General features: G+C 39.7%; 13 protein-coding genes, 1 tRNA gene and 1 pseudogene. 13 read left to right on the top strand and 2 right to left on the bottom strand.

Annotated features, from left to right (window positions below; genetic code table 11):
• The first annotated feature begins 188 nt into the window (after positions 1-188).
• The 3 genes from ACFINI_RS08080 to ACFINI_RS08070 all read left to right on the top strand — a co-directional run bounded on the left by ACFINI_RS08080 (position 189) and on the right by ACFINI_RS08070 (position 4702).
• On the top strand, positions 189-920 hold the full coding sequence (locus ACFINI_RS08080; RefSeq protein ID WP_375647542.1) for an alpha/beta fold hydrolase: 732 nt from the start codon (positions 189-191) through the stop codon (positions 918-920).
• Positions 917-3091, top strand: coding sequence for an isocitrate/isopropylmalate family dehydrogenase (locus tag ACFINI_RS08075; protein WP_375647537.1), 2175 nt, complete (start codon positions 917-919; stop codon positions 3089-3091). The genes ACFINI_RS08080 and ACFINI_RS08075 overlap by 4 nt, the downstream gene beginning before the upstream one ends.
• 846 nt (positions 3092-3937) lie before the next feature.
• Complete coding sequence (locus ACFINI_RS08070) at positions 3938-4702, top strand: N-acetylmuramoyl-L-alanine amidase (protein ID WP_375612480.1); 765 nt, start codon at positions 3938-3940, stop codon at positions 4700-4702.
• 1251 nt (positions 4703-5953) lie between these two features.
• On the opposite strand, the gene ACFINI_RS08065 is transcribed toward ACFINI_RS08070, so the two are convergent.
• Positions 5954-7150, bottom strand: a complete 1197-nt coding sequence (locus ACFINI_RS08065) for a porin (protein WP_375613795.1) — start codon at positions 7148-7150, stop codon at positions 5954-5956.
• 317 nt (positions 7151-7467) lie between these two features.
• Between ACFINI_RS08065 and ACFINI_RS08060 the strand changes: the two genes are divergently transcribed.
• Positions 7468-7558: transfer RNA gene (locus ACFINI_RS08060), tRNA-Ser, on the top strand.
• Positions 7559-8160: 602 nt separating this feature from the next.
• Here the strand turns inward: ACFINI_RS08060 and ACFINI_RS08055 are convergent.
• Entirely contained in the window at positions 8161-9381 is a 1221-nt protein-coding gene (locus tag ACFINI_RS08055) for an MFS transporter (protein WP_375647533.1), read from the bottom strand.
• A 1261-nt stretch (positions 9382-10642) separates the two neighbouring features.
• On the opposite strand from ACFINI_RS08055, the pseudogene ACFINI_RS08050 reads away from it, so the two are divergent.
• From ACFINI_RS08050 to ACFINI_RS08010, 9 genes and pseudogenes are all read left to right on the top strand, one after another.
• Positions 10643-10891 (top strand): annotated as a pseudogene (locus ACFINI_RS08050) (baseplate assembly protein); the annotation flags it as partial.
• Between the two features lie 259 nt (positions 10892-11150).
• Positions 11151-12329, top strand: coding sequence for a YbfB/YjiJ family MFS transporter (locus tag ACFINI_RS08045; protein ID WP_375647529.1), 1179 nt, complete (start codon positions 11151-11153; stop codon positions 12327-12329).
• A gap of 94 nt (positions 12330-12423) precedes the next feature.
• Positions 12424-14292, top strand: a complete 1869-nt coding sequence (locus ACFINI_RS08040; protein WP_375647525.1) for an FAD/NAD(P)-binding protein — start codon at positions 12424-12426, stop codon at positions 14290-14292.
• Entirely contained in the window at positions 14282-15622 is a 1341-nt protein-coding gene (locus tag ACFINI_RS08035; protein ID WP_375647522.1) for a hypothetical protein, read from the top strand. The genes ACFINI_RS08040 and ACFINI_RS08035 overlap by 11 nt, the downstream gene beginning before the upstream one ends.
• Positions 15623-15636: 14 nt before the next feature.
• Positions 15637-15846, top strand: a complete 210-nt coding sequence (locus tag ACFINI_RS08030; RefSeq protein ID WP_375607418.1) for a 2-hydroxymuconate tautomerase family protein — start codon at positions 15637-15639, stop codon at positions 15844-15846.
• Between the two features lie 86 nt (positions 15847-15932).
• Complete coding sequence (locus tag ACFINI_RS08025; RefSeq protein WP_375647568.1) at positions 15933-17147, top strand: phage tail sheath family protein; 1215 nt, start codon at positions 15933-15935, stop codon at positions 17145-17147.
• A 3-nt stretch (positions 17148-17150) separates the two neighbouring features.
• Positions 17151-17669, top strand: a complete 519-nt coding sequence (locus tag ACFINI_RS08020) for a phage major tail tube protein (protein ID WP_375608794.1) — start codon at positions 17151-17153, stop codon at positions 17667-17669.
• Positions 17670-17678: 9 nt separating this feature from the next.
• Positions 17679-18092, top strand: a complete 414-nt coding sequence (locus ACFINI_RS08015) for a hypothetical protein (protein ID WP_375647519.1) — start codon at positions 17679-17681, stop codon at positions 18090-18092.
• 131 nt (positions 18093-18223) lie between these two features.
• Positions 18224-20056: phage tail tape measure protein (locus ACFINI_RS08010; protein ID WP_375647515.1), on the top strand; the 1833-nt coding region annotated here is incomplete at its 3' end.

Genomic DNA, 20056 nt, shown 5'->3' with positions numbered 1-20056 from the left:
AGATGAATTTTTTTATTAAGTTGCTGGATTGAGTGGGTTTAAAATTTGTTACAAGCTTAGTTTGAGTTTAACAAATCGATTATTATGGGGGGAGAATATGAGCCTAGAGTTTCAACATATTTTCATTATATTGGGTGGGAAAAGTTCTGGCTCTAATGCATGTTTAAAATAAGGGGAGGAATTGATCAATGAGCCTTCCTATTATTATTCTTTCTCCTGTAATGCCAATTTGGGATGGTGGTGTTTTTTGTTCTCCATTGACAAAGCTATGTTCAACAAAAGGATTCCCTGTCACTCTGCTGGATACGCTTTCTCTTTTTCCTAAGAGTTCTCATGTTCTCAATTATTCTGCTGTAGACATTTTATCTTTTATGGCAGAAAAACTTAAAAGCTATTTTAAAGAGCCCGCAGTGCTTGTGGGATTTTCTATGGCTGGAACATTGGTACAAATATTGGCAGTACAGCTTCCCAATGTTCAAGCTGTGCTTGCTGTGAATGCGCCTGGCTATCCAGATAAGGTTTTGCAACGGCGCCTTGGAGATATTCTTGCCTCCTTAGAAAATAATGATTTATCGGGGGCTTTGGAAATACTCAATGGTTTTATGCATCCTTCTGGCGTTATGAAAAAAAGAGTTTTATTGGAGATTCCCGATAAACAAAAAAGCTTGGCAATTGAACGCATGACAAGAGGCTTTAAACTCTTATTGATGATGGATGCTAGAGATGAGATAGTTAAGTATAAGGGGAAGTTTTTAGCTTTAGTGGGAGAAAAGTCGCAACTTGCAACGGTAAATAATCAGACGAAAAGTCATAATCTGAACCATGAATATAAGATTATCTCTGGTGCTGGTACGCGTTTGTGGGAGGATAATCCTACTATGACGGATGCAGTCATTGATGAGTGGATGGAGGGACTATGAAAAAGAAAGTTCTTGTATTACCTGGTGATGGGATAGGACCAGAGGTTTGTGATGCTGCGCTGATGGTTTTAGAGCAATTCCAATTGCCGATTGAATTAACTTATGGTGATATTGGTGTTGAATGTTGGAAACGGGAAGGAGATCCTATCCCTCAAGCGACTTGGCAAAAAATTACTCAGAGTGATGCTATTTTACTTGGTGCTGTGACCCGTAAAGGAAAAGAAGCGGCTTTAAAAGAACTTGCTCCGCATTTAAAAGAGAAAAACCTTGCCTATGTTTCTCCCGCACTTCAACTTCGCCAAAAGTTAGGTTTGTTTGCGAATATACGTCCTGTAAGATACATCTTTGGTCCGAGAAAACCTTTTCATTTTTGTGTTATCAGAGAAAATAGTGAAGGCCTTTATGCTGGATTAGATTTTCGGGGTATTTCTCCTGAAACAGCCGTTTGGCTAAAACATCCAAATTTGACAAAATATGGGCTTGAGGAAGCAGCGTGGACAGTCCGTTTGCAGACACGCTTTGGTTTAGAGCGGTTATTTGAATACGCTTTTTCTTATGCAAGGAAATATAGCTTTAGGCGAGTTACTTTTGCTGATAAGCCCAATGTTATGCGAGAAAGTGGACAGTTTGCTCAGGAAATTTTTGAGAAGATTGCGCAAAACTATCCGGAAATTGAAGCAGATATTCAGAATGTTGATGCGGTTGCTTTGTGGATTGCAACCAAGCCAGAGCAGTTTGGTGTGATTGTTGCTGAAAATATGTTTGGCAATATTCTCTCTACTCTTGGCTCTGGTATAATGGGGGGATTGGGGCTTGCATCTCATGTGAATGTGGGGAGCGAGATTGCTTATTTTGAACCTGTTCATGGAAGCGTACCACGTATTGCTGGACAAAATAAAGCAAATCCTTCTGCGATGCTTTATACCACGGCTTTACTCTTAGAGCACTTAGGCTTTAAAGATGCAGCAAAACAACTGTCTGAGAGTGTTGATCAGGTTATTCGTGCTGGAAAAACCGTTACCTATGATCTTGGAGGTATAGCCTCTACCCGTCAAATGGCTGAAGCTGTTCGCAATTCTCTTATGAATTCTGTCTTTGTTCATCGTGCTGCCATTATTACTATTGGTGATGAACTCCTTTCAGGACAATATTTGAATACAAACTTACAAGATTTAAGCCAAAGCTTGAACAAGAGAAATATTCAAGTCACACGTCATTTTGTTTGTGCTGATCAATTACAGCAAATCAGTGAGACTGTTGTTTCTTGTCTTGGACAAGAAGATCTTATCATTATCAGTGGGGGATTGGGACCAACATCAGATGATAAAACACGCGATGGAGTTGCTCAAGCTGTAAAGCAGCCTTTGGTACATCATGAAGATGTTTGGCAAACAATAAAAGGTCAATTACAACGATTAGGGATTACGGCGGATAAGAGTAATGCACGTCAAGCATTGTTTCCTGAGACAGCAACTGTGCTTGATAATCCTACAGGCACAGCACCAGGGTTTTATCTCTCTTGCGATGGAAGTACACTTGTTGTTTTGCCTGGTCCACCATCACAGGCTCTTGCGCTTTTAGAGAATTATTTAGAACACAACGAGAAGAAATATTTTTCTGTATCGCGTGCGGAGTATGCATGGACTTTGATTGGAATTGATGAAAGTACTATTGCGCAGTGGGTTGATGATCATCTTGAAAATGAACCCTTTGAACGGCATTTTTTATGGAAAAGCCCCTATGTTTTGGTGCAACTGGTTGCTCAATCAGAAGCGCTCTTGGAACAACATTTCGTGGAAGCATTTGAAAATCATTTTCACCCCTATTTAGTTGGGGCAGAAGTTACTACTGCTTGTAAACAATTAGCGATGCATGCAGAGGTTCATTGGTCTGCCAATGATCCGCTGCTTTTAAAATATTTTCAGCCCATAGAAAAAGGTAAACAAGATATTCCACTGCTTGAGGTTGAAGTGAGCCTAGAGCCTTCTTTGGAGACATTAGAAAATCAAGCAGAAAGCCTTGGACATGCTACCATAACTATACGGATGAAAGGTTATGGTGATGATCGTATAACTTTTCCCTATACGCGACCACTTTTAGGTGTCGTCTTACAAGAATATGCAGCTTGGGCTGTCTTAAAAAGATATTTGAAAATGGAGAAGAAAAAATGAACCTCTATGGGGATGTAAAATATTGCCTAAATTATTGAACGTTCTATTATAAGAAGTATTTTGATCCTTTTCTTCAGTGGTTTTTGTCTATAGGGGAATTTTTCTTTTGATGTGTCATTAAATGACTTTGATTGATTCAAGATTAAGAAAAACTTTACGATATTAGGCTCGCTATATTCAATATTTATAATGATTAATTATGATTATAAATCAAGATGTTATCTTTCATGGAGCCTATGACAAGGAATCCAGAGACGTCATGTACCGCAAGCGTTGTAGATAATTGAGATTCTTCTGAAAATCAAAAAGCGATGGTGTGAAAAGACAAGAAGTCGTGTCATTTACAGGAAAGCTTTGCAAATTTTATTGAACAATATGTCCGTGAAGAGTTTATTGCGAACATGTGCCGTTCTGTTATCTGATAATAAATTGCTGTAAAGAGCTCATAAAATTTTTCCTTTAAGTTTTTGTGTGATTGCATGATCGTTGGGTGTTCACTTCCGAGGGGCGATATTTTTCAATTTGATAACAGGAAGAACTATTTTTTCTGTAAGACGTGAAGATTTAAGGAGTGATCATTTTACGCTTTTGTTTTCTTTTTGATTGGTAATTTGTAGGAATTTTTTTGGGGAAAATATTTAATGTGGTTAAAAACATTTTATGCGTGTGTGGGAGAAAAATAAAAATGTGGTCTTAATTGTTGATAAGAATGTCAATATTTTTGATGAACAAATTTTAGTCGTAATTCTTAGTATCTAGATGGGAAGTTTATTGCATTTTTTAACAGTTCGTATTCTATCTGTTGTGATGCGCAGTGGTTTTTTAAGCAAAAAAGAAAGGGCTTTTATGTATCAGATTGATTACAACAGTTATCGTTCTGTCAAGAGTTTTAGTCGTCGCGTTCATTTTCTCGTTATGCATTATACGGCTATTGATTTTAAAGCCTCGATTATGGCGCTTACAGGAGAAAAGGTTAGTGCACACTATCTTGTTCCTGATCCTTCAGAGCAGACATATCGTGAGGCAGGCTTTAAGGATATGCGTATTTTTAATCTGGTTGATGAAAATGAGCGTGCATGGCATGCGGGTGTGAGTTCATGGGCTGGGCATAGTCATCTCAATGATGCATCTATCGGGATTGAAATCGTTAATTTAGCGACTTATCATGATGGGACGGGTATGTTTCCTCCTTATAATCCAATACAAATTGATGCTGTTAAGGAACTTGCCTTGAATATTTTTCAACGGTATCCTGATATTATGCCAACAGATGTTGTGGGACATAGTGATATTGCCATTGGAAGAAAAAGTGATCCAGGAGCAGCTTTTCCATGGAGAGAACTTTATAGCGCAGGTATAGGAGCATGGTATGATGATGAACTAAAAAGTCATTATCAAGAGCAATTCTCTAAGAATTTGCCACCCAAAGAAGATGTTTTGGCGAAGCTAAAATGTTATGGATATGACATTTCTGCTGCGTGTACCCAAACAGGATACAAAGATTTGATCCGAGCATTTCAACTTCATTTTCGTCAAGAAAATTATGATGGGATTCTAGATGTTGAAACAGCAGCAATTCTTTATGCATTGGTTGATAAGTATTTTCCGTGAATTCAATGCGTTTTAATTGAAAATATGGCTTATGATTACGTGTAAGCCTTTTTATTATCAGGAAAGGCTGCTTTTTGCCAATTGGCTTTATGTAAAAAGGGCATTAATCGTGTAAAAAATCCCATGTACGGTATAAGGCGTTTTATGGAAACATAACTCTGAAAGCTCTATGATTTGCAGAGATTAAATTTTATTGTTTCTTTGTCTTATATTTTTCTTCCTTTAAAAACGCATAAAGCCAAGATGTTGTGTATATGATGACATGTTCCTTACGCAGGGTAAAACGCTTCAAATAAAATGGATTTGTATTGTATATTTCCATGCTTGTTTTAAAGAAATGTCTTTTAGTGTGTATCACAACACATATTTTATAGCGACGTTCATAGAGAATATAATCTAAAATCCTCTATGAAGTGTATCCTCATTTTTATGCTTAATAAAAGTGCCTAGCACTATCGTACATTTTGTTAGATCTCAATGTTACGACAACCCTTGGAACTGAAAACGATACATAAAAGGGTTTTCTTTACTCGTTTTTATTCACACGGCTCTCTCCGCTTGTCGTGTACAAGTGACAGGTTTTGGTTGATTGAAACATGCAAAATTATAAATTATGATTATAAATCAAAGTGATGCAGATTCAAGAAAAATAGGGGCATTTACAGATTGCTACTGATAGGGGGCTATTCTTTAGAAGGGGAAGAGGTCAATTCATTTTTTTGAAGATATATCTCTTTTCTCTTTTATTGCTTTAGGGGATGTTTGCATCGTTTTGACAGCATGTTTCTTAATGATTAAGTTTTTTAATGAAGCAGTGTTATAAAACGTTGTGTTTTAGAGTGTTGATAGAAGACACATTCAGGCATATCAAAAACACAATGATGTCTTGTTTTTTCAATAGTTTATCTGTTCAGTGTAGAATTTATTTGAGAAGATCATGACCTAAATTAACAAAGGTTAGAAGTAAATTACCAAGAAAGACCAATTTGGTCATAAAGCAAAGGGGGTTATTCATGCTTTAAAGGGCAAGGAAGAGATTGTGTTTGAAGTGATGTGTAAACGCCCGTGTGAGGTGCTCTTATCAAACATATCAGGTTAATCTTCTAAGAGTAGTTTTATGAAACTAAGTCGGTTTTTTTTTCGAGAGACAAGACAATACGTATCAGGAAAAGATATTCATGATATTTGATTTCAAAAATAAAAACTGGCAAACCATGTTGCCAGTTTTTAAAAGCTGTAGCTTAAATAGGATTAGAATGAACGCTGTAAACGGATCATACCTTGAAAAGCACTTTTCTTATTGAATAAATGTTTTTCATCATTATTTTTATCCGTCACAACGCGATCATCGTTCCAAGAAACATAGGTTAATTCAGGTGTAATCACAAATCCTGGAACCAGCGTGTATGTAATATTTACAGAAGTTGCAAAGGTTTTTACAGCACTATAAGAAACTTGAGCATTCAAATTTGCTTTTGGAGTAAGCTTGTAAGTGGCACCCGCCCAAGCAGCCCATTTACCACCCCAGTTTGCATAAATTGTTGTGCTTTTTCGTGATAACTCATCATTTTCATTTACTGTGTAGTAATCAAGTCCATTTTTATAGCCAGCCATTACCCATAGATTGAAACGATCGTTGACATTGAAATCTGCACGTACTTTTCCAGCCCACTTTTTGTAGTAAGCATCATATGCTGCAACTGCTGAAAAACCACCCCATTTTTGCATGAACTTTATACCCAAAACCACATTCGGGGTGTAATTTTTAATTGCTTTACTTGGAAGAGTGCCCTCAGTGATAGAAACAAGCTTATCATCTTTATCAATGTAGTATCCTGTTATTCCTGGAAGAGAATCTGCATTATTGCCTAATTCAGCGCCGATAATAGCAGAAAAGCCGGAGTCACCACTAAAGGTGTAGGAAATAAAATTGGTGCGTGTTGTGCCGGCAGGCGCTATGCTGTCATCATTGAGAACATTTCCATAATCACCAGTCCAGCTGTTGAAAATTGTGTCATCAAGACCTACGCGAAAACCACCCAGTTCAATGTAAGCCGCGGCAAGCTTTGCAGCAGCGTTGTCTCTACCATCCCCCCAGTTTGAATAAATTCTTGCATATGAACGAAGTGTTCCCATTTCTGTTTCAGAAGCTGCTTGAAAAACAAGGGTGAGCCGTGATGCTGCGCCATAGGTTTTTCTTTTGTTTCTTAGTTCAGTTTCGGTTGTTGCATCGATATTATCACCGCCTATAAAATCAGTACGAACATTTCCTGATAAACGCATGCAGGTTTCTGTTCCAGGGATATAAAAATATCCTTTTCCATAGGCATCACAAACGCGAATATATTCTACAGGTTCGGGTTCGGCGATAACTGTTGAAGCAGCATGTGCTCCAGAAATTGCTAAAAAAGCTGCTGTAGAGCTTAAAAAGAGGGATTTAATATTCATATGGGATCTCCGAGGTCCGGTTAAATTTCTTCTAAAGAGTACCATTTGCCTAACGCATTAAGGACAAAGACATAAGTAAATACGCAGCACTTGTTATCTTAGCTATAACTAATCTTTTTAGAGTTTTAAATATGAAATTACCTTTTTGTAATATATACATGTACTATTCGAGATGCTGTGGTAAAAAAGACACAATTTTTGTTTTATTAACTTTTGCTCCTTATGGGATCAATAAAGGAAAAAAAATTTCAGATATTTGGGAAAAAAAATCGAAAATGTCTTGAACTTTCTGTTGATACCATTTATGCCTCTCTGTTGGAGAGGTGGCCGAGTGGTCGAAGGCGCTCCCCTGCTAAGGGAGTAGGGCTCAAAAGGCTCTCGAGAGTTCGAATCTCTTCCTCTCCGCCATCTATTGTTATAAAAGCAGTTGACTGTGTATCGGAATTCTGTTTATCCCGTTGGGATTATGCCTCTCATATAAAAAGCATGTTCTAAACACAAATATACTTGTGTTGCCGATTTATGCGCTTGTTTTAAAGAGATATCTTTGCAATGTGTGTAAGCCCATTTTGCGACGCTGCCTCGTAAATGGTATAAAACACAAAATTTTCTGTGAGACATATAAAGCCTTATAAAGCCACATCATTTGTATACTTATGAAGATGCAAAGAGGCATATTATATATCTGCTTATATATCTGCCTTCCTGTTGTTATAGATTTTGACTATGAGAGTTCATAAAAGGCATTTTTTCTTTTCTAAATCGTTTTTATCTATACGGCTTTCTCCACTTATGATGTGCAAGCAAATGATTTTGATTGTTTCAACCATAAAGCAGATTTGAAAAGAAAGAATCTTACAATATTCGCGTTTGGTATATTATCATTATAAATCAACGTGTTGCTTTATATTGGCATTGTATATTGAAAGTTGGATGTGGCAATGCTCTCAAAAAAGTTATAGATTTCTTTTAGAAGAAAACATTGTGGGTGAAATGTTATGGTTTTCCTCTCATAGAGACTTTTGAGAGTGTTTCATCCATCTCATGACAACCAAACCACACATGAAAAAAGTAATGGTCGGTAATATTAGGTAGTAAGATGGAGAAACTTTTGCAGGAAGAAAAGAAATAATACTCAATACTGTAATTGAAAATATTCTTCCGCTAAAAGAGACAGCACCAACAACACCGGAAATATGCTGCGTTTGTTTTTGGTTAAGTTCTGAGAAAAATAAGCTTTTTGCACCGATCGGTACAGTGCAAATAAATCCATGGATTAAAGAGAAGGCGATGACTGATGCAGCAGTTTGATGGCTATGAACTGAAAAATAGAGCGTTATGCACATCAGCGCAGAAAAGAAGGAAAAATATTTTATAGAATTCTTATATTTTTTATCAAGAACATGATATTTAGACATCAGTAAATTTGAAAAATATTGTGCTGAAAAGGCTCCAATATGGCAGCATATCAAGACGAGCATTTGCGAACCGTTGAGGTGATGAATTTTTCCCCCTAAAAGTATTATCGGTTGCCAGAAATGATAAATAATCTGAATACCAGCGCTAAAAAGGCACATGAGGAAAATAAACCATGCTCCTCCTACTGTATTTTGAAATATCCAGAGCGTTTCCTTGGCATTGTGCAAGATTGTTTTTGTTTTGGACGTTTCAATTGTCGTTTTCTTTTCTTCAGGAACAATAAGGAAGATCAAAAAAATAAATCCCATCATGAGGCATGAGATGATATATCCCATAAAATATCGTCCAGAGTAATAGATCGTTCCAATTCCTATAATCCCACTGAGAATACTTCCGAAAGAGTTAACCTGGTGGTAGAGATGAGCATAATGCGAAAAGTGATCCTGTTTATCGCCTAGAGAATGGTAAATCCATCCGTCAATGGCGCTGACAATGATGCAAATGCCCGCTGCATAGAGAATTTGCGCAATAATAAGTGCTGTCATATTAGGAGCTTGAAGGCATAGAAGATAAAATACTCCTGTCATAAAGACCCCAGCCATAACGGAATATTTACGCCGATATCTGTCAGATAAAACAGCACAGGGAAAATCAAGCAGCAGGATGGTGGTGGAAAAGACAACCTGAAGCAGAGCTAATTGCGCCAGACTAACTCCCATGGACATTAAAAAAATAGCATGGTAAACGCCGATCAGCATGCGGACAGCATTATAGGATCCATAGGTGAGAGCAAGGGTGCGTGGTCTGTTCATTGTGTTGTTCCATAGATTGTACAATAAGAATTTTCATTGAAAAGAATATTTTTCTGTGAAAAGGTAGCGGTTTCATATCCCCATTCAGGGATTAGTGGAAAGAAGGCTTCCATAACCATCCCAAAATTTAAAAGGTCCCTTAGTCCATATGGGACTTCAAAGCGTATTAATGAGAGCAAATGATGCAATTGTAAAGTGATTATGAGAAGCAACATAAGCCTCATAAATGAGATTGTTACTTTTGAGGGGAGTTGCTTGTGGGGCTGTTGCTTCCGTAGTAATCATTTTGTCTAGATCTGTAAAATGACCCTAGGACGGCAAGATCATTGACATAATTAGGACTTATAGAAGTGTGTTTATTTTTTATACACCATTTACTGATCCATTCTCTTTGCTGATCAGCTGAAATAGCACAAATGATCCATAAATCGGTTTTTGGTAATTTTTTGATATCTTTTTTTATAGTCATCAACATTTGTAATCCCCACCTTCTTTCTGACTGTTTCTCCGTATCACTTTACGTCTAAAAAAGTTTTTTTCAGAATTCATCTTTACTTTATTTATTAAAAATTTATTAAAAAGATTGTCTCGCAAGGTGCTTTTTGATCACGTCATTACGATTAAGAATTAAATTTCTGATATAAGAGGAAGGGGGCATGATACATTGTGACTAAATACATAAATCCCTCCATATCCTGAAATGATGATTTCCTTTTACAAAACAGTATCCTGAATGGAAGCTCGATAACCATTACTTTGATCATGAAATGATAACCTAAAAGAGTGCTTATGATTGCTTGAAGATATTCTTTAGATATTACAGAAAGAACAAGAAAATAGTTTAAAAAAATCAAACTTGGGATGAAAGCTTTCATCTTATGATGGATGATGGTCAATTTTAAACTTCATCTACTGTTTTTTTTGATCTACTGTGCTGTAAGAAAGATCAAACTCACCCAATTCATGTCTCTAATTTAGATCATTGATCATAAACATTATATACTGTCTTTTCAAATTATAACTTTGCTCACTGCTTGTCTTCACTGATTAAATCAACATTTCTCTAAAAATGCCGCTTGAGAAAAATGCATCCTATCAGTTTAATATTCTATGATCTTTTAATTAATTTAAAGAAGATAACATAAAATATACGATAAAAAATGAATAAATTTCAATTTTTATAAAAAAAACAAACTTTTTACTGTTGCTGATAAAAAACAAAGCTATATTAAAAGTAGCCTTTATATCCTTCAATACTATTGATTTTTGGTTGTTACCGGATGAAGGCTCCTTTGTTTTGGAAAGAGCAGAGCAGAATTTAAGAGCAGAATGGGCGCGTGCGCAAAAGCTTGTCCTTGATCTCTCTTTAAGTTGGATACTAAGCCGCTTGATGGTTGAGGGTGTTCACCATGTGAACATAACGCAACCTTGTGAGGGGTATTTTAGTCATACCTGATGAAGCAGAGCTTTAGGGGATATTGTCTTGTTTGAACGGGGGCGTGCTTATTGATTTCCTCGTTGTTATTGCTGCTTAATTTCAGCCATTATTTTCTGAAAAAGAAGCTTTGTAGGGAGAAGATCATACATGGAGCAGGGCGTAAAACGATGAAATGCATATAACTGATCCAGTAATGTTGACAATAATCGCTCAATATGTTCCTCTGGTTGTTCAAACAAATGGCTAGATTGGCTTTTATTCTCTGAGATAAGTGCTACCCTCGATGAGATAGAATGCGGATGAGCGAATTATTAGTTAAGGGATTAGAGTAATGGGGGGAAAAAATAATCGTCAAGATTTGAGTTATTTCAAAATCGCTGTGTTCGGTATGATTATTATGATTTTGGGGATGGGAATTGGGCGATTTTTCTATACGCCGGTATTTCCAGTTATGTTGGATGAAGGATTGTTTACCTTTAAGCAACTTTCTTATATAGCTAGTGCTAATTATGGCGGTTATTTAGTTGGGAGTATGTTTTTTTCGTTTTGCAGAGTTGGGAATATATCCCGTGCTCCCTACATGCTATTTGGTGCAACTATAGTGACGAGTGCACTTATTTTTGCCATGGCGTTAACAACAAACTTTTACTTGGTCTTCTTTATCCGCTTTGCTGCCGGTATCGCGAGTGCAGCAATGATGATTTTTGGTTCTATGACGGTTATGCAGCATAGTCACAAGCTGTGGGTTATTGCTTCGCTCTATGCAGGTGTGGGAGTTGGTATTCTGCTGGGTAATGAGTATGTTATTATTGGTTTGAGTAAATCGCTGAACGCGAAAAATATTTGGTTTGGAGCTGGTTTTATATCTGTTGTATTGTTGCTCTTGTTGTTTATTTTATTTCCACGTCGTGTTGATGCGTCTCAATTTGCTATTAATGAGTCATTGGCACACGAAAATATCGTTTGGTGGGAACTCGCTCTGATTTATGGGCTTGCTGGGTTTGGTTATATTATTGTCGCGACATATCTTCCTCTGATGGCGAAAACATTTAATTTCCCACTACTCGCTAACCACTTATGGTCGTTTGTCGGAATTGCCATTGTTCCTAGTTGTTTCATTTGGTTATGGGGAGCCCATCGGTGGGGGGTATTACGTTGTCTGATGCTCAATTTGCTTATCCAAGGAGGATGCGTATTACTGACATTATTCAGTCAGTCTCTTGTACTGATCGTTCTCAGTTGTATAGGGTTTGGATTTACTTTTATGGGGACGACTTCTTTAGTTATGCCGTTAGCTAAGCGTTTATATGCGCCGTATGGCATAAATCTGCTAGGCTTGGCTACCTTAACTTACGGTTTTGGCCAAATATTAGGACCTCTCTTGACGAGTTTTTTACAGTCTGGTTCACATGCCATTGCGCTTTCCGTTATCTGTGGTGCTGTAGCGCTTTTTGTTGCTGCTGGAATCTGTCAATATTGTCTTTGTAAAAAGGTCGTTGGCGTTTCATAAACCCGCAATCTTCACTAAAAAGTCAGAGAATTTATTCCATTCTTTTTGAAACATTTTGTGAAAGTCAAATTATTCTAATAGGGGAGATTACAGAATGCTTCACTCTACAGTCGCTATTTTGGGCGTTGGTCCTCGTGGGATCAGTATTCTCGAACGCTTGCTCACACTTTATTCCCATTATCCATTTTCTGGGAACATTGATATTTTATTGATTGATCCCAATGAGATGGGAACCGGTACCCATAGTGTGCATCAGCCAGATCATTTATTGGTTAACACTGTCGCTTGCCAGATTACTTTATTTGGTGATGATACAGTTAAGGGTGTCGGGCCTATTCGTAAAGGGCCGAATTTCTATCAATGGGCTATTCAACAAGGTTATCGTAATATTAACGGTGTTTTTTCTCGTACAGAGCATAATGTTGGGAGAGAAATCAAAGAAAATGATTATTTATCACGTCGTTTGTTAGGGGAATACCTGTCTTGGGCTTACCAAGAGCTCACGCAAGATTTACCTTCCGGTATTCGTATTAAGGAGATCCGACAAAAGGTTATCAATCTCCATATCCACCAAGATAATAAAACGGATGTTCTTTTGGAAGATGGCTGTCATTATAGTGTAGATTTTGTTTATATGACCACGGGTCACGGTAAGAATATATATTCATCGCATGATGAAAGCCTGCAACAGTTTGTGGCTGGTCACCAAATGAAAAACGCTCTTCTGAACTATTATTCGAATCCTTATCCAATTGAAAAGTTGGACTCTATACAATCTCAGTCTCGTGTGCTGGTGCAGGGAATTGGATTAACTAGCTATGATGTCTTGTCGCAATTGACTTACGGTCGCGGTGGGACTTTTACTGAAAATGCTGGACAATTGCGCTACATGCCAAGCGGCAAAGAACCGAAGATAGCTCTATTCTCCCGTCAAACATTGCCTTTTAGTAGTCGCGGGATTAATCAAAAGGGTGGTAGTGGGCAATACATACCATCATTCCTTACTCTCGATGCAATACATCATCTGCGTAAGCAATCCAGCATTGCTAACGGTTCTCCGAAGCTGGATTTCGAAACGCAGCTTTTACCTCTGTTGCTTAAAGAAATGTGTTATGTCTATCGAAGTACGCAGCTGGGGCACTGGCTAGACTCTGAAACCTATGTTGTTACTTCCAAAGACGAGCAGTGTATTCAAGCGTTGCTGTATCCTTATCGAAATAAAATATTTGCTTCTTTGAAGGATTATACAAGATTCTTCATGGAGCATTTGAAGGACGATCTTCATTCTTCCGCTGCAGGTAATGTTGATGGCCCAGTGAAAGCTGCTACAGATGTGCTACGAGATGTCCGTGATATCTTACGTTCAGCAATTGATTTTTGCGGGCTAACATCTTCATCTCACAAGTACTTTATTGAATATTTTAATCCAAACTTTAACCGTATTTCTGTCGGCCCACCGATGCAGCGAAACCAAGAGTTGAAGGCTCTGATGGAGGCTGGTATCGTGACTTTGGCTGGCGGACCTTCACCTAAACTTGTTCTCAATGCTAGTACCAGCCGTTTCGAAATTCAGTCTGTTTTTCAAGATGAAAACAGTTCAGTTGATGGAGATGTGCTGATCAAGGCCAAGATTGATAGTTTTTCTCCGTTGCGTGATGAGTCCCCTTTTATCCAGAATTTGGCTGGTCAGGGCATCATTCGACCATTTATCAACCAAGGATATCATCCTGGTGGTATTGATATTGACCGTCGGCAGCATCCTATAGACACTAAAGGGCAAATACAAAATACATTATGGGTGGTCGGTAATCCAGTAGAGGGGCCCAATTTTTATACATATATTTTGCCTAGGCCTTTAGTTAATTCTCGTGCACTGCGGGATGCAGGGCGCTGTGTCACTGACATGTACGAGCAGCTTCTTAATCGCTACTCAGTCAAAGATTCAACAATTAATGTACATTGATGATGTAAAAAGCTTCCTGATACGCATGTCCTCCGTATCCGTTATAATGGCGATGCTGATGCTATTCATTTTTCTTATGTCTATCTCAATAAGAACTTGGTTTCTTATTCCATTGGCTGGAGTGACTGTTTTCGGTTATTTGCTTTTGACGATACCATACTGGTGGTTGAAGGGGAATGCACGCAGTGGTGTGTTCATCCTGTTGGCTTGTGCTTTAGTGCTGATATGGCGTTGGCACTTGCCTGATGTTCGTACTGTGCTTGTGCGTTTTACTGATGTCTTTTGGCTATTACTCGCCATGGGATTGTTGCGCCATGTGATGAATACATGGCGTATTTCAGAATTTCTCTCTGAACGGTTGATGCGCTATGGAAAGGGTTTGCTTACCCTGTCCATCGCGATACTGACTGCGTTTTTAGCTTGGCCGATGAGTTTGGGGGTTATCCCCCTAATGATTGATGCCTTGAAAAAAAGTGTTTTTCCCTCTCGCCATTTGGCCGCTATTGTGATGCGAATGATGAGCATCACGATGGTACTGATGCCGACCAGCATCGGTGCAGCAACAGTTTTCGCTGCTATGCCTAGAACACCAATATTCACATCCGCTGCTTTGGGGATACCACTTTTTCTATTCAGTCTGTTGTTGTTGTGCCTTTCTCCTGTTGTACCGCTAGCTAACCCGATTATTTGCGATGAGAGAAGAGCGAATAAAGAAGGAGAGAGAGTAAGAATTTGGATTTTTTTGATATTTTTCTGGCTAATATTTATCGTTGCGTTGACAGTTATTAGGTTGAATGCACTAGAAAGCATTGCATTGACGGCGAGCATTCTATACCTCATTGAGCGTGGGAGTTCACGCAGTATTGATTTTTTGACTCCTTTGGTGGCAGTGATACGCAGTATATCCAGTGAAATTATGTTGTTGCTAGGTTGTAGTCTGCTAATATCTACTTGTGATTTGCTTATTCCTTTGTTGCCGGTGACGTTTAGTCACTCATTGGCATCACTCTCTGTTTGGCAGCGTTATGCCTGTATTCTCTTTGTATTGCCAATTTTCAGTGTAGTAGGAATTCACCCTATGGTGCTATTTAGTTTGGCATTTCCCTTACTAGGGTCATCGATGGCTTATGGGGTTACGGATTATTTGGTTTGGATTTGCTTCTTTATTGCAGCTCAACTCCTTTCTCCTGTATCAATAAATGCTATTTTTGCTTCCAGTAGCCTGCATATTTCACCGGTGGATACGAGCTTTAAAATGCATAGTTATTATGTATTAATATTTAATCTTTTTGCGTTCATTTATTTGAGCTTTTTTATTCAATATTTGTAAATTGTGGAGATCTTATGCCTTACATAAATATTAAAATTACTAATGAAGGGGTTACCTCTGAACAGAAACGGCAACTAATAGAAGGGGCAACTCAATTATTAGTTAATATTCTGAATAAAAATCCGAAAACGACTGTTGTCGTGATTGATGAAGTGGAGACAGACAATTGGGGTATTGGTGGTGTCCCCATTACAGAATTAAGAAAAGCTCAAAATAAAGAATAACTCTGTGTATTTGACAATAATTTAAGGTCAATAGGGTTAATCAATGTAAAAAATCCCGTCCTTTAGCAACATTTGATCAGACCGCTATTGGGGCGGTTGTTACAGCCCCTGATGCTGACAACCAAGTTTTTCCCCTTAACGAGCCTGTGTTGGTCTTCACCCATGATACAGAAAAAATCCAAAAGCTTGGGCGAAGGGGAACGGCTCTTGATGTGATTAACGCGGTGTGTGCGCAGGGGATTGAGGCACAAATTATTCTTGTGCGTGTGGAAGAAAAATCAACCATTGCTGAGACACAAACTGAGATGGTGGGATCAAACGCTCACCTGACCGGTGTGCACGCCTTGGCTCATGCGCGGGGGCATTTGGGTGTGGAACCTGGAATTCTCTTAGCACCGGCTTATAGTGCAGGGCGGATTGATAATGGCAAAAACCCTGTGGCAGACGCTTTAGAACAAGTGGCAGAAAAGCTACAAGCTATTGCCGTGTTTGATACGGGGGGTAAAAATGCGGAAGAAAGCCTTGCCTATCGTGCAGATTTTTCCTCACGCTTTTGTTATTTGATTGACCCCTTTGTACGGGTGGCAAATCGTGAGGGGGGTGTTAGTGTTAAACCCGCAAGTCCTTTTGCAGCAGCCATGTTTATCAAACGTGACAAGCAAAGGGGCGGTGTTTTTTGGTCTCCTTCTAACCAAGATGTGCATGGCATTTTAGGGACAGCACGCCCCATTAGCTATTTTGATGGCGAAATTGATCATGAGGCAAATCGCCTTAACCAAGCCGATATTGCGACCTTTATTCCAGCACGGCTTAGCCAAAATGGGCATTTAGGTAATTCTGTGGGAGAAGTAGCTTCCAATGGGCGCATTTTATGGGGAAATCATACCACCTCCAGTGACCCATTGTGGCGCTTTGTCAATGTGGTGCGCACCCGTGCAGCCTTGGAAAAAACCATCATTAACAATTTGCGCCCTTGGGCGAATGATGAAAACCTTACTGGCCAACATGTTATTGCCATTACCCGCAGCCTTACACAGTTTCTTGATGATATGATTGCGCGTGGTGCGCTTTTGGGTGGCCGTGTTTGGTTTGACCGCGATTTAAATTCCAACAGCACTTTACAATTGGGAAAATTGCGGGTGGAATTTGATGCAGAAGAAGTGCCACCTTTAGAAGATTTGAGTTTCGGCAGCCGGCGCAATAGCGCTTATTTTGACCGTTTGGCGCAAGATATCCAAAAGAAAATGACTTATCAATTTGGCGATACGCTTGAAACTTATCGCAAAGCAGCAAGGAGTTAAAGCATGACTTTACGCATTGTACGCGGTTTTACCTTGATTGTTGATGATGATGTGAATCTTCACCTTGATCTTGAAACATTGAAACTGCCCACGTTGGAAGAAATTACAGAAACCTATCAACCAGGGGGCTCTGATATGCAAATTGATGTGAGCGGTCTTGGTGTGAAAGCTTTGAGCATGCAAATGAAAATCCGCAGCCATACCCCTGAGGTCATCGGTATTTTTGGTGGTCCTCCTGGTCTTCGTCATAAATTCACTGGCAAAAAACATGTGATTTCTGAAGAAGATGGGCGTGAGCATGAACATTCCATTGATGTGACAGGGCGGTTGGTCAAAGTGGATAGCGAAGGCTTAACAGCTGGGAAAGCCACAGGCTATGATTGCGAGATCAAAAATATTTGGGATTATACGGAATTTTGGGATGGTTCTGTTTTGCACCGCTTTTCTTTTAAACGGGGCGGCTGGCTTGTCCGCAACGGGCAAGAGATCGGTTCTCGCCGCCGCTCTATTCTCAACTTATAGGAATTGATCATGACAAGTTTACAAACCAGCATTGACGTGGAATTGCAGGTTCCGTTTCTTTATCAAGATAAAGGTGGCAAAGAAACTCTCTGCAAGAAACTGACCTTTTATCGCCCCACTTTTAAGCATGCCAAGCAATTAGCGGTGCTCATTGGACCACAATTGACAGAGCTGCTGCTTCCTGAGTTTGGAGAGCAAAAAACCACTTTGAGCAATGATGTGCTTATCACGAAGCTTTCTCAAGTTTTGTTCACAAGTGAGGCAACAGAAGGCATCACAGCACTTTTGGCTGATATGTCACATGAATCTATTGAATTGATTGATCGAGTTGATGTGATGGATATTGTCGCAATATTGAAGGCTTTTTTTGCTTTTTTTACGCAACGCCAATCCTCTCTGCCAGACAATTTGGAGCAGAACTAGCGCTTTATTATCACTGGGCGCCTTTAGAGATTAACCAGATGGATTGGCTGGATGTGATTGCCTATCGAGAAGAACTCGCGCGCCTGAAAGCTCAAGAATATGAAAGCCATCAGTTAGGATAAGAGACGATCATGGATGTTTCTCTTGTTGTGCGTTTTGTTAATCATCTGCAAGAGGGGATCGCTTCTGCTAAGCGAGACTTAAGAGCCTTTAGTTTAGATGTTGCGCATTTCCAAAGCCAGACACGAAAACATTTTAAAGGGTGGTTTGACCCTGAGCATCTTAAGAAAGCTACAGCCCATGCAGAAAATGCTTTTATCCATGCGCGTGGACGTATGGTGGGGGCGATTGCGCAAACAGCAACCTTAATTGCACCGCTCTATAAAGCCATGCAATTTGACCAATCGATGAAGGGACTAGAAAAGGTTCTCGATGCCCCCCTTGATCGCTTAAAGGAATTGCGCCGTTTTGCTTTGGAAACCTCCACTAAGATTCCGCTAGCGGCACGTGAAGTTTTAGAACTGATGACCAGTGCTAGCCAAGCAGGGATTGGCGAACAAGATCTAGAAGCTTTTAGCATTTATGCTGCCAAAGCGGCTGTTGCTTTTGATATGACGGGAGATCAGATTGGGGAGCGCTTTGCCAAATTGCGCAATGTCTTTAAGCTTAATCAAGCAGGCATTGAAGATCTAGGCGATGCCATCAATCATCTCTCTAACCACATGGCGGCAAAAGCCAGTGAAGTGTCTGATTTTACCAATCGTGCTACCGGTGCGGCAACCATGTTTAAGCTCACCGCGCGCGAAACTGCGGCATTTGGTACAGCGATGATTTCTGCTGGGATTGTTCCAGAGAGTGCTGCGCGTGGTTTTAATGCCATGAGTGCCCGTATTCAGGCAGGAGGCAAGCATATTGAAGATGCTTTTGCCAATATCGGGCTTTCTCGCGAAAAATTCATGCAAGATCTGGACAAAGATGCCACCGGCACCTTGGTACGCTTTTTTAATGTGTTGGGTAAATCCGAACAGGGCATGCGCTCGCTGATTGCCATTGCTGGGCGCGATTTTACTGGTGATTTTGCCAAATTGGTGGGCAATCCTGAATTGTTAGGGCAAGCTTTAGAGTATGTGAAAGATCCACAAGTCTTTAAAGGTTCGGTAGAACAAGAAGCAGACAAACAAGCAACCGGTGCCATGCGGCAATTTGAACTCTTACAAAACCGCATTGTGGCTTTAGGGATTAGCATTGGTGAAGTGCTTCTGCCCCCCCTCAACAGTTTGATGGAAAGTGTTGGCAATTTTACCAATGGGCTTATGGCGTGGGCGAATGCGCACCCAACTTTAACAAGCGCTATCATCAAAACCATTGCTGCGCTTATGGCTTTTAATATTGCTCTACGGGTTTTGCGCTTTACTCTTGCCGGGACACGCCTTGGGCTTTTTCAATTGATGGGCTCTTTTATTAAGCTTAAAGTACTCAGTCGTGGTGTTGCTGCAAGCTGGCGGGGCTTAGCAGCCGCAGGGCGCTCGCTGGGCTTGCTAACCGCGGGTCTTGGGGCAAGTTCACTCCGACTCTTACGCCCCATGACCTTGTTGGTCGGGGCTTTACGGGGGATTGCTGTCTCAGGAAGTGCATTTGCTGCCTCTTTTGGCTTTATGGGGAGAGTGATCGAAGTGGTTGGGGCAAGTCTTTTCTCTGTTGTGGGGGGTATTTTTACCCCGATCGGGGCGGTCATTGCTGCTGTTGTGGCTGTCATCCTTGCTGCTGGTTTTGCTTTGTGGAAATATTGGGATCGTTTTTCTTCTTTTGTCAAAGGTTTTGCACGGGGGGTATCTCGGGCTTGGGGGCGTGCCTTTGAAGCCGTCATGCGCTTTTTTGGTGCTGATACCACCACCATCACCAAATGGAAAAATATCATTGCTGCTGCTTTTGATTTCTCTCAAACTTGGCAAAAGTTTAAACAA

The organism is Bartonella sp. AA56HLJMS (assembly GCF_042197145.1).
Lineage (GTDB): Bacteria > Pseudomonadota > Alphaproteobacteria > Rhizobiales > Rhizobiaceae > Bartonella.
Note: the sequence above shows the minus strand (reverse complement) of the source record. Positions and strands in the feature narration are given on the sequence as shown.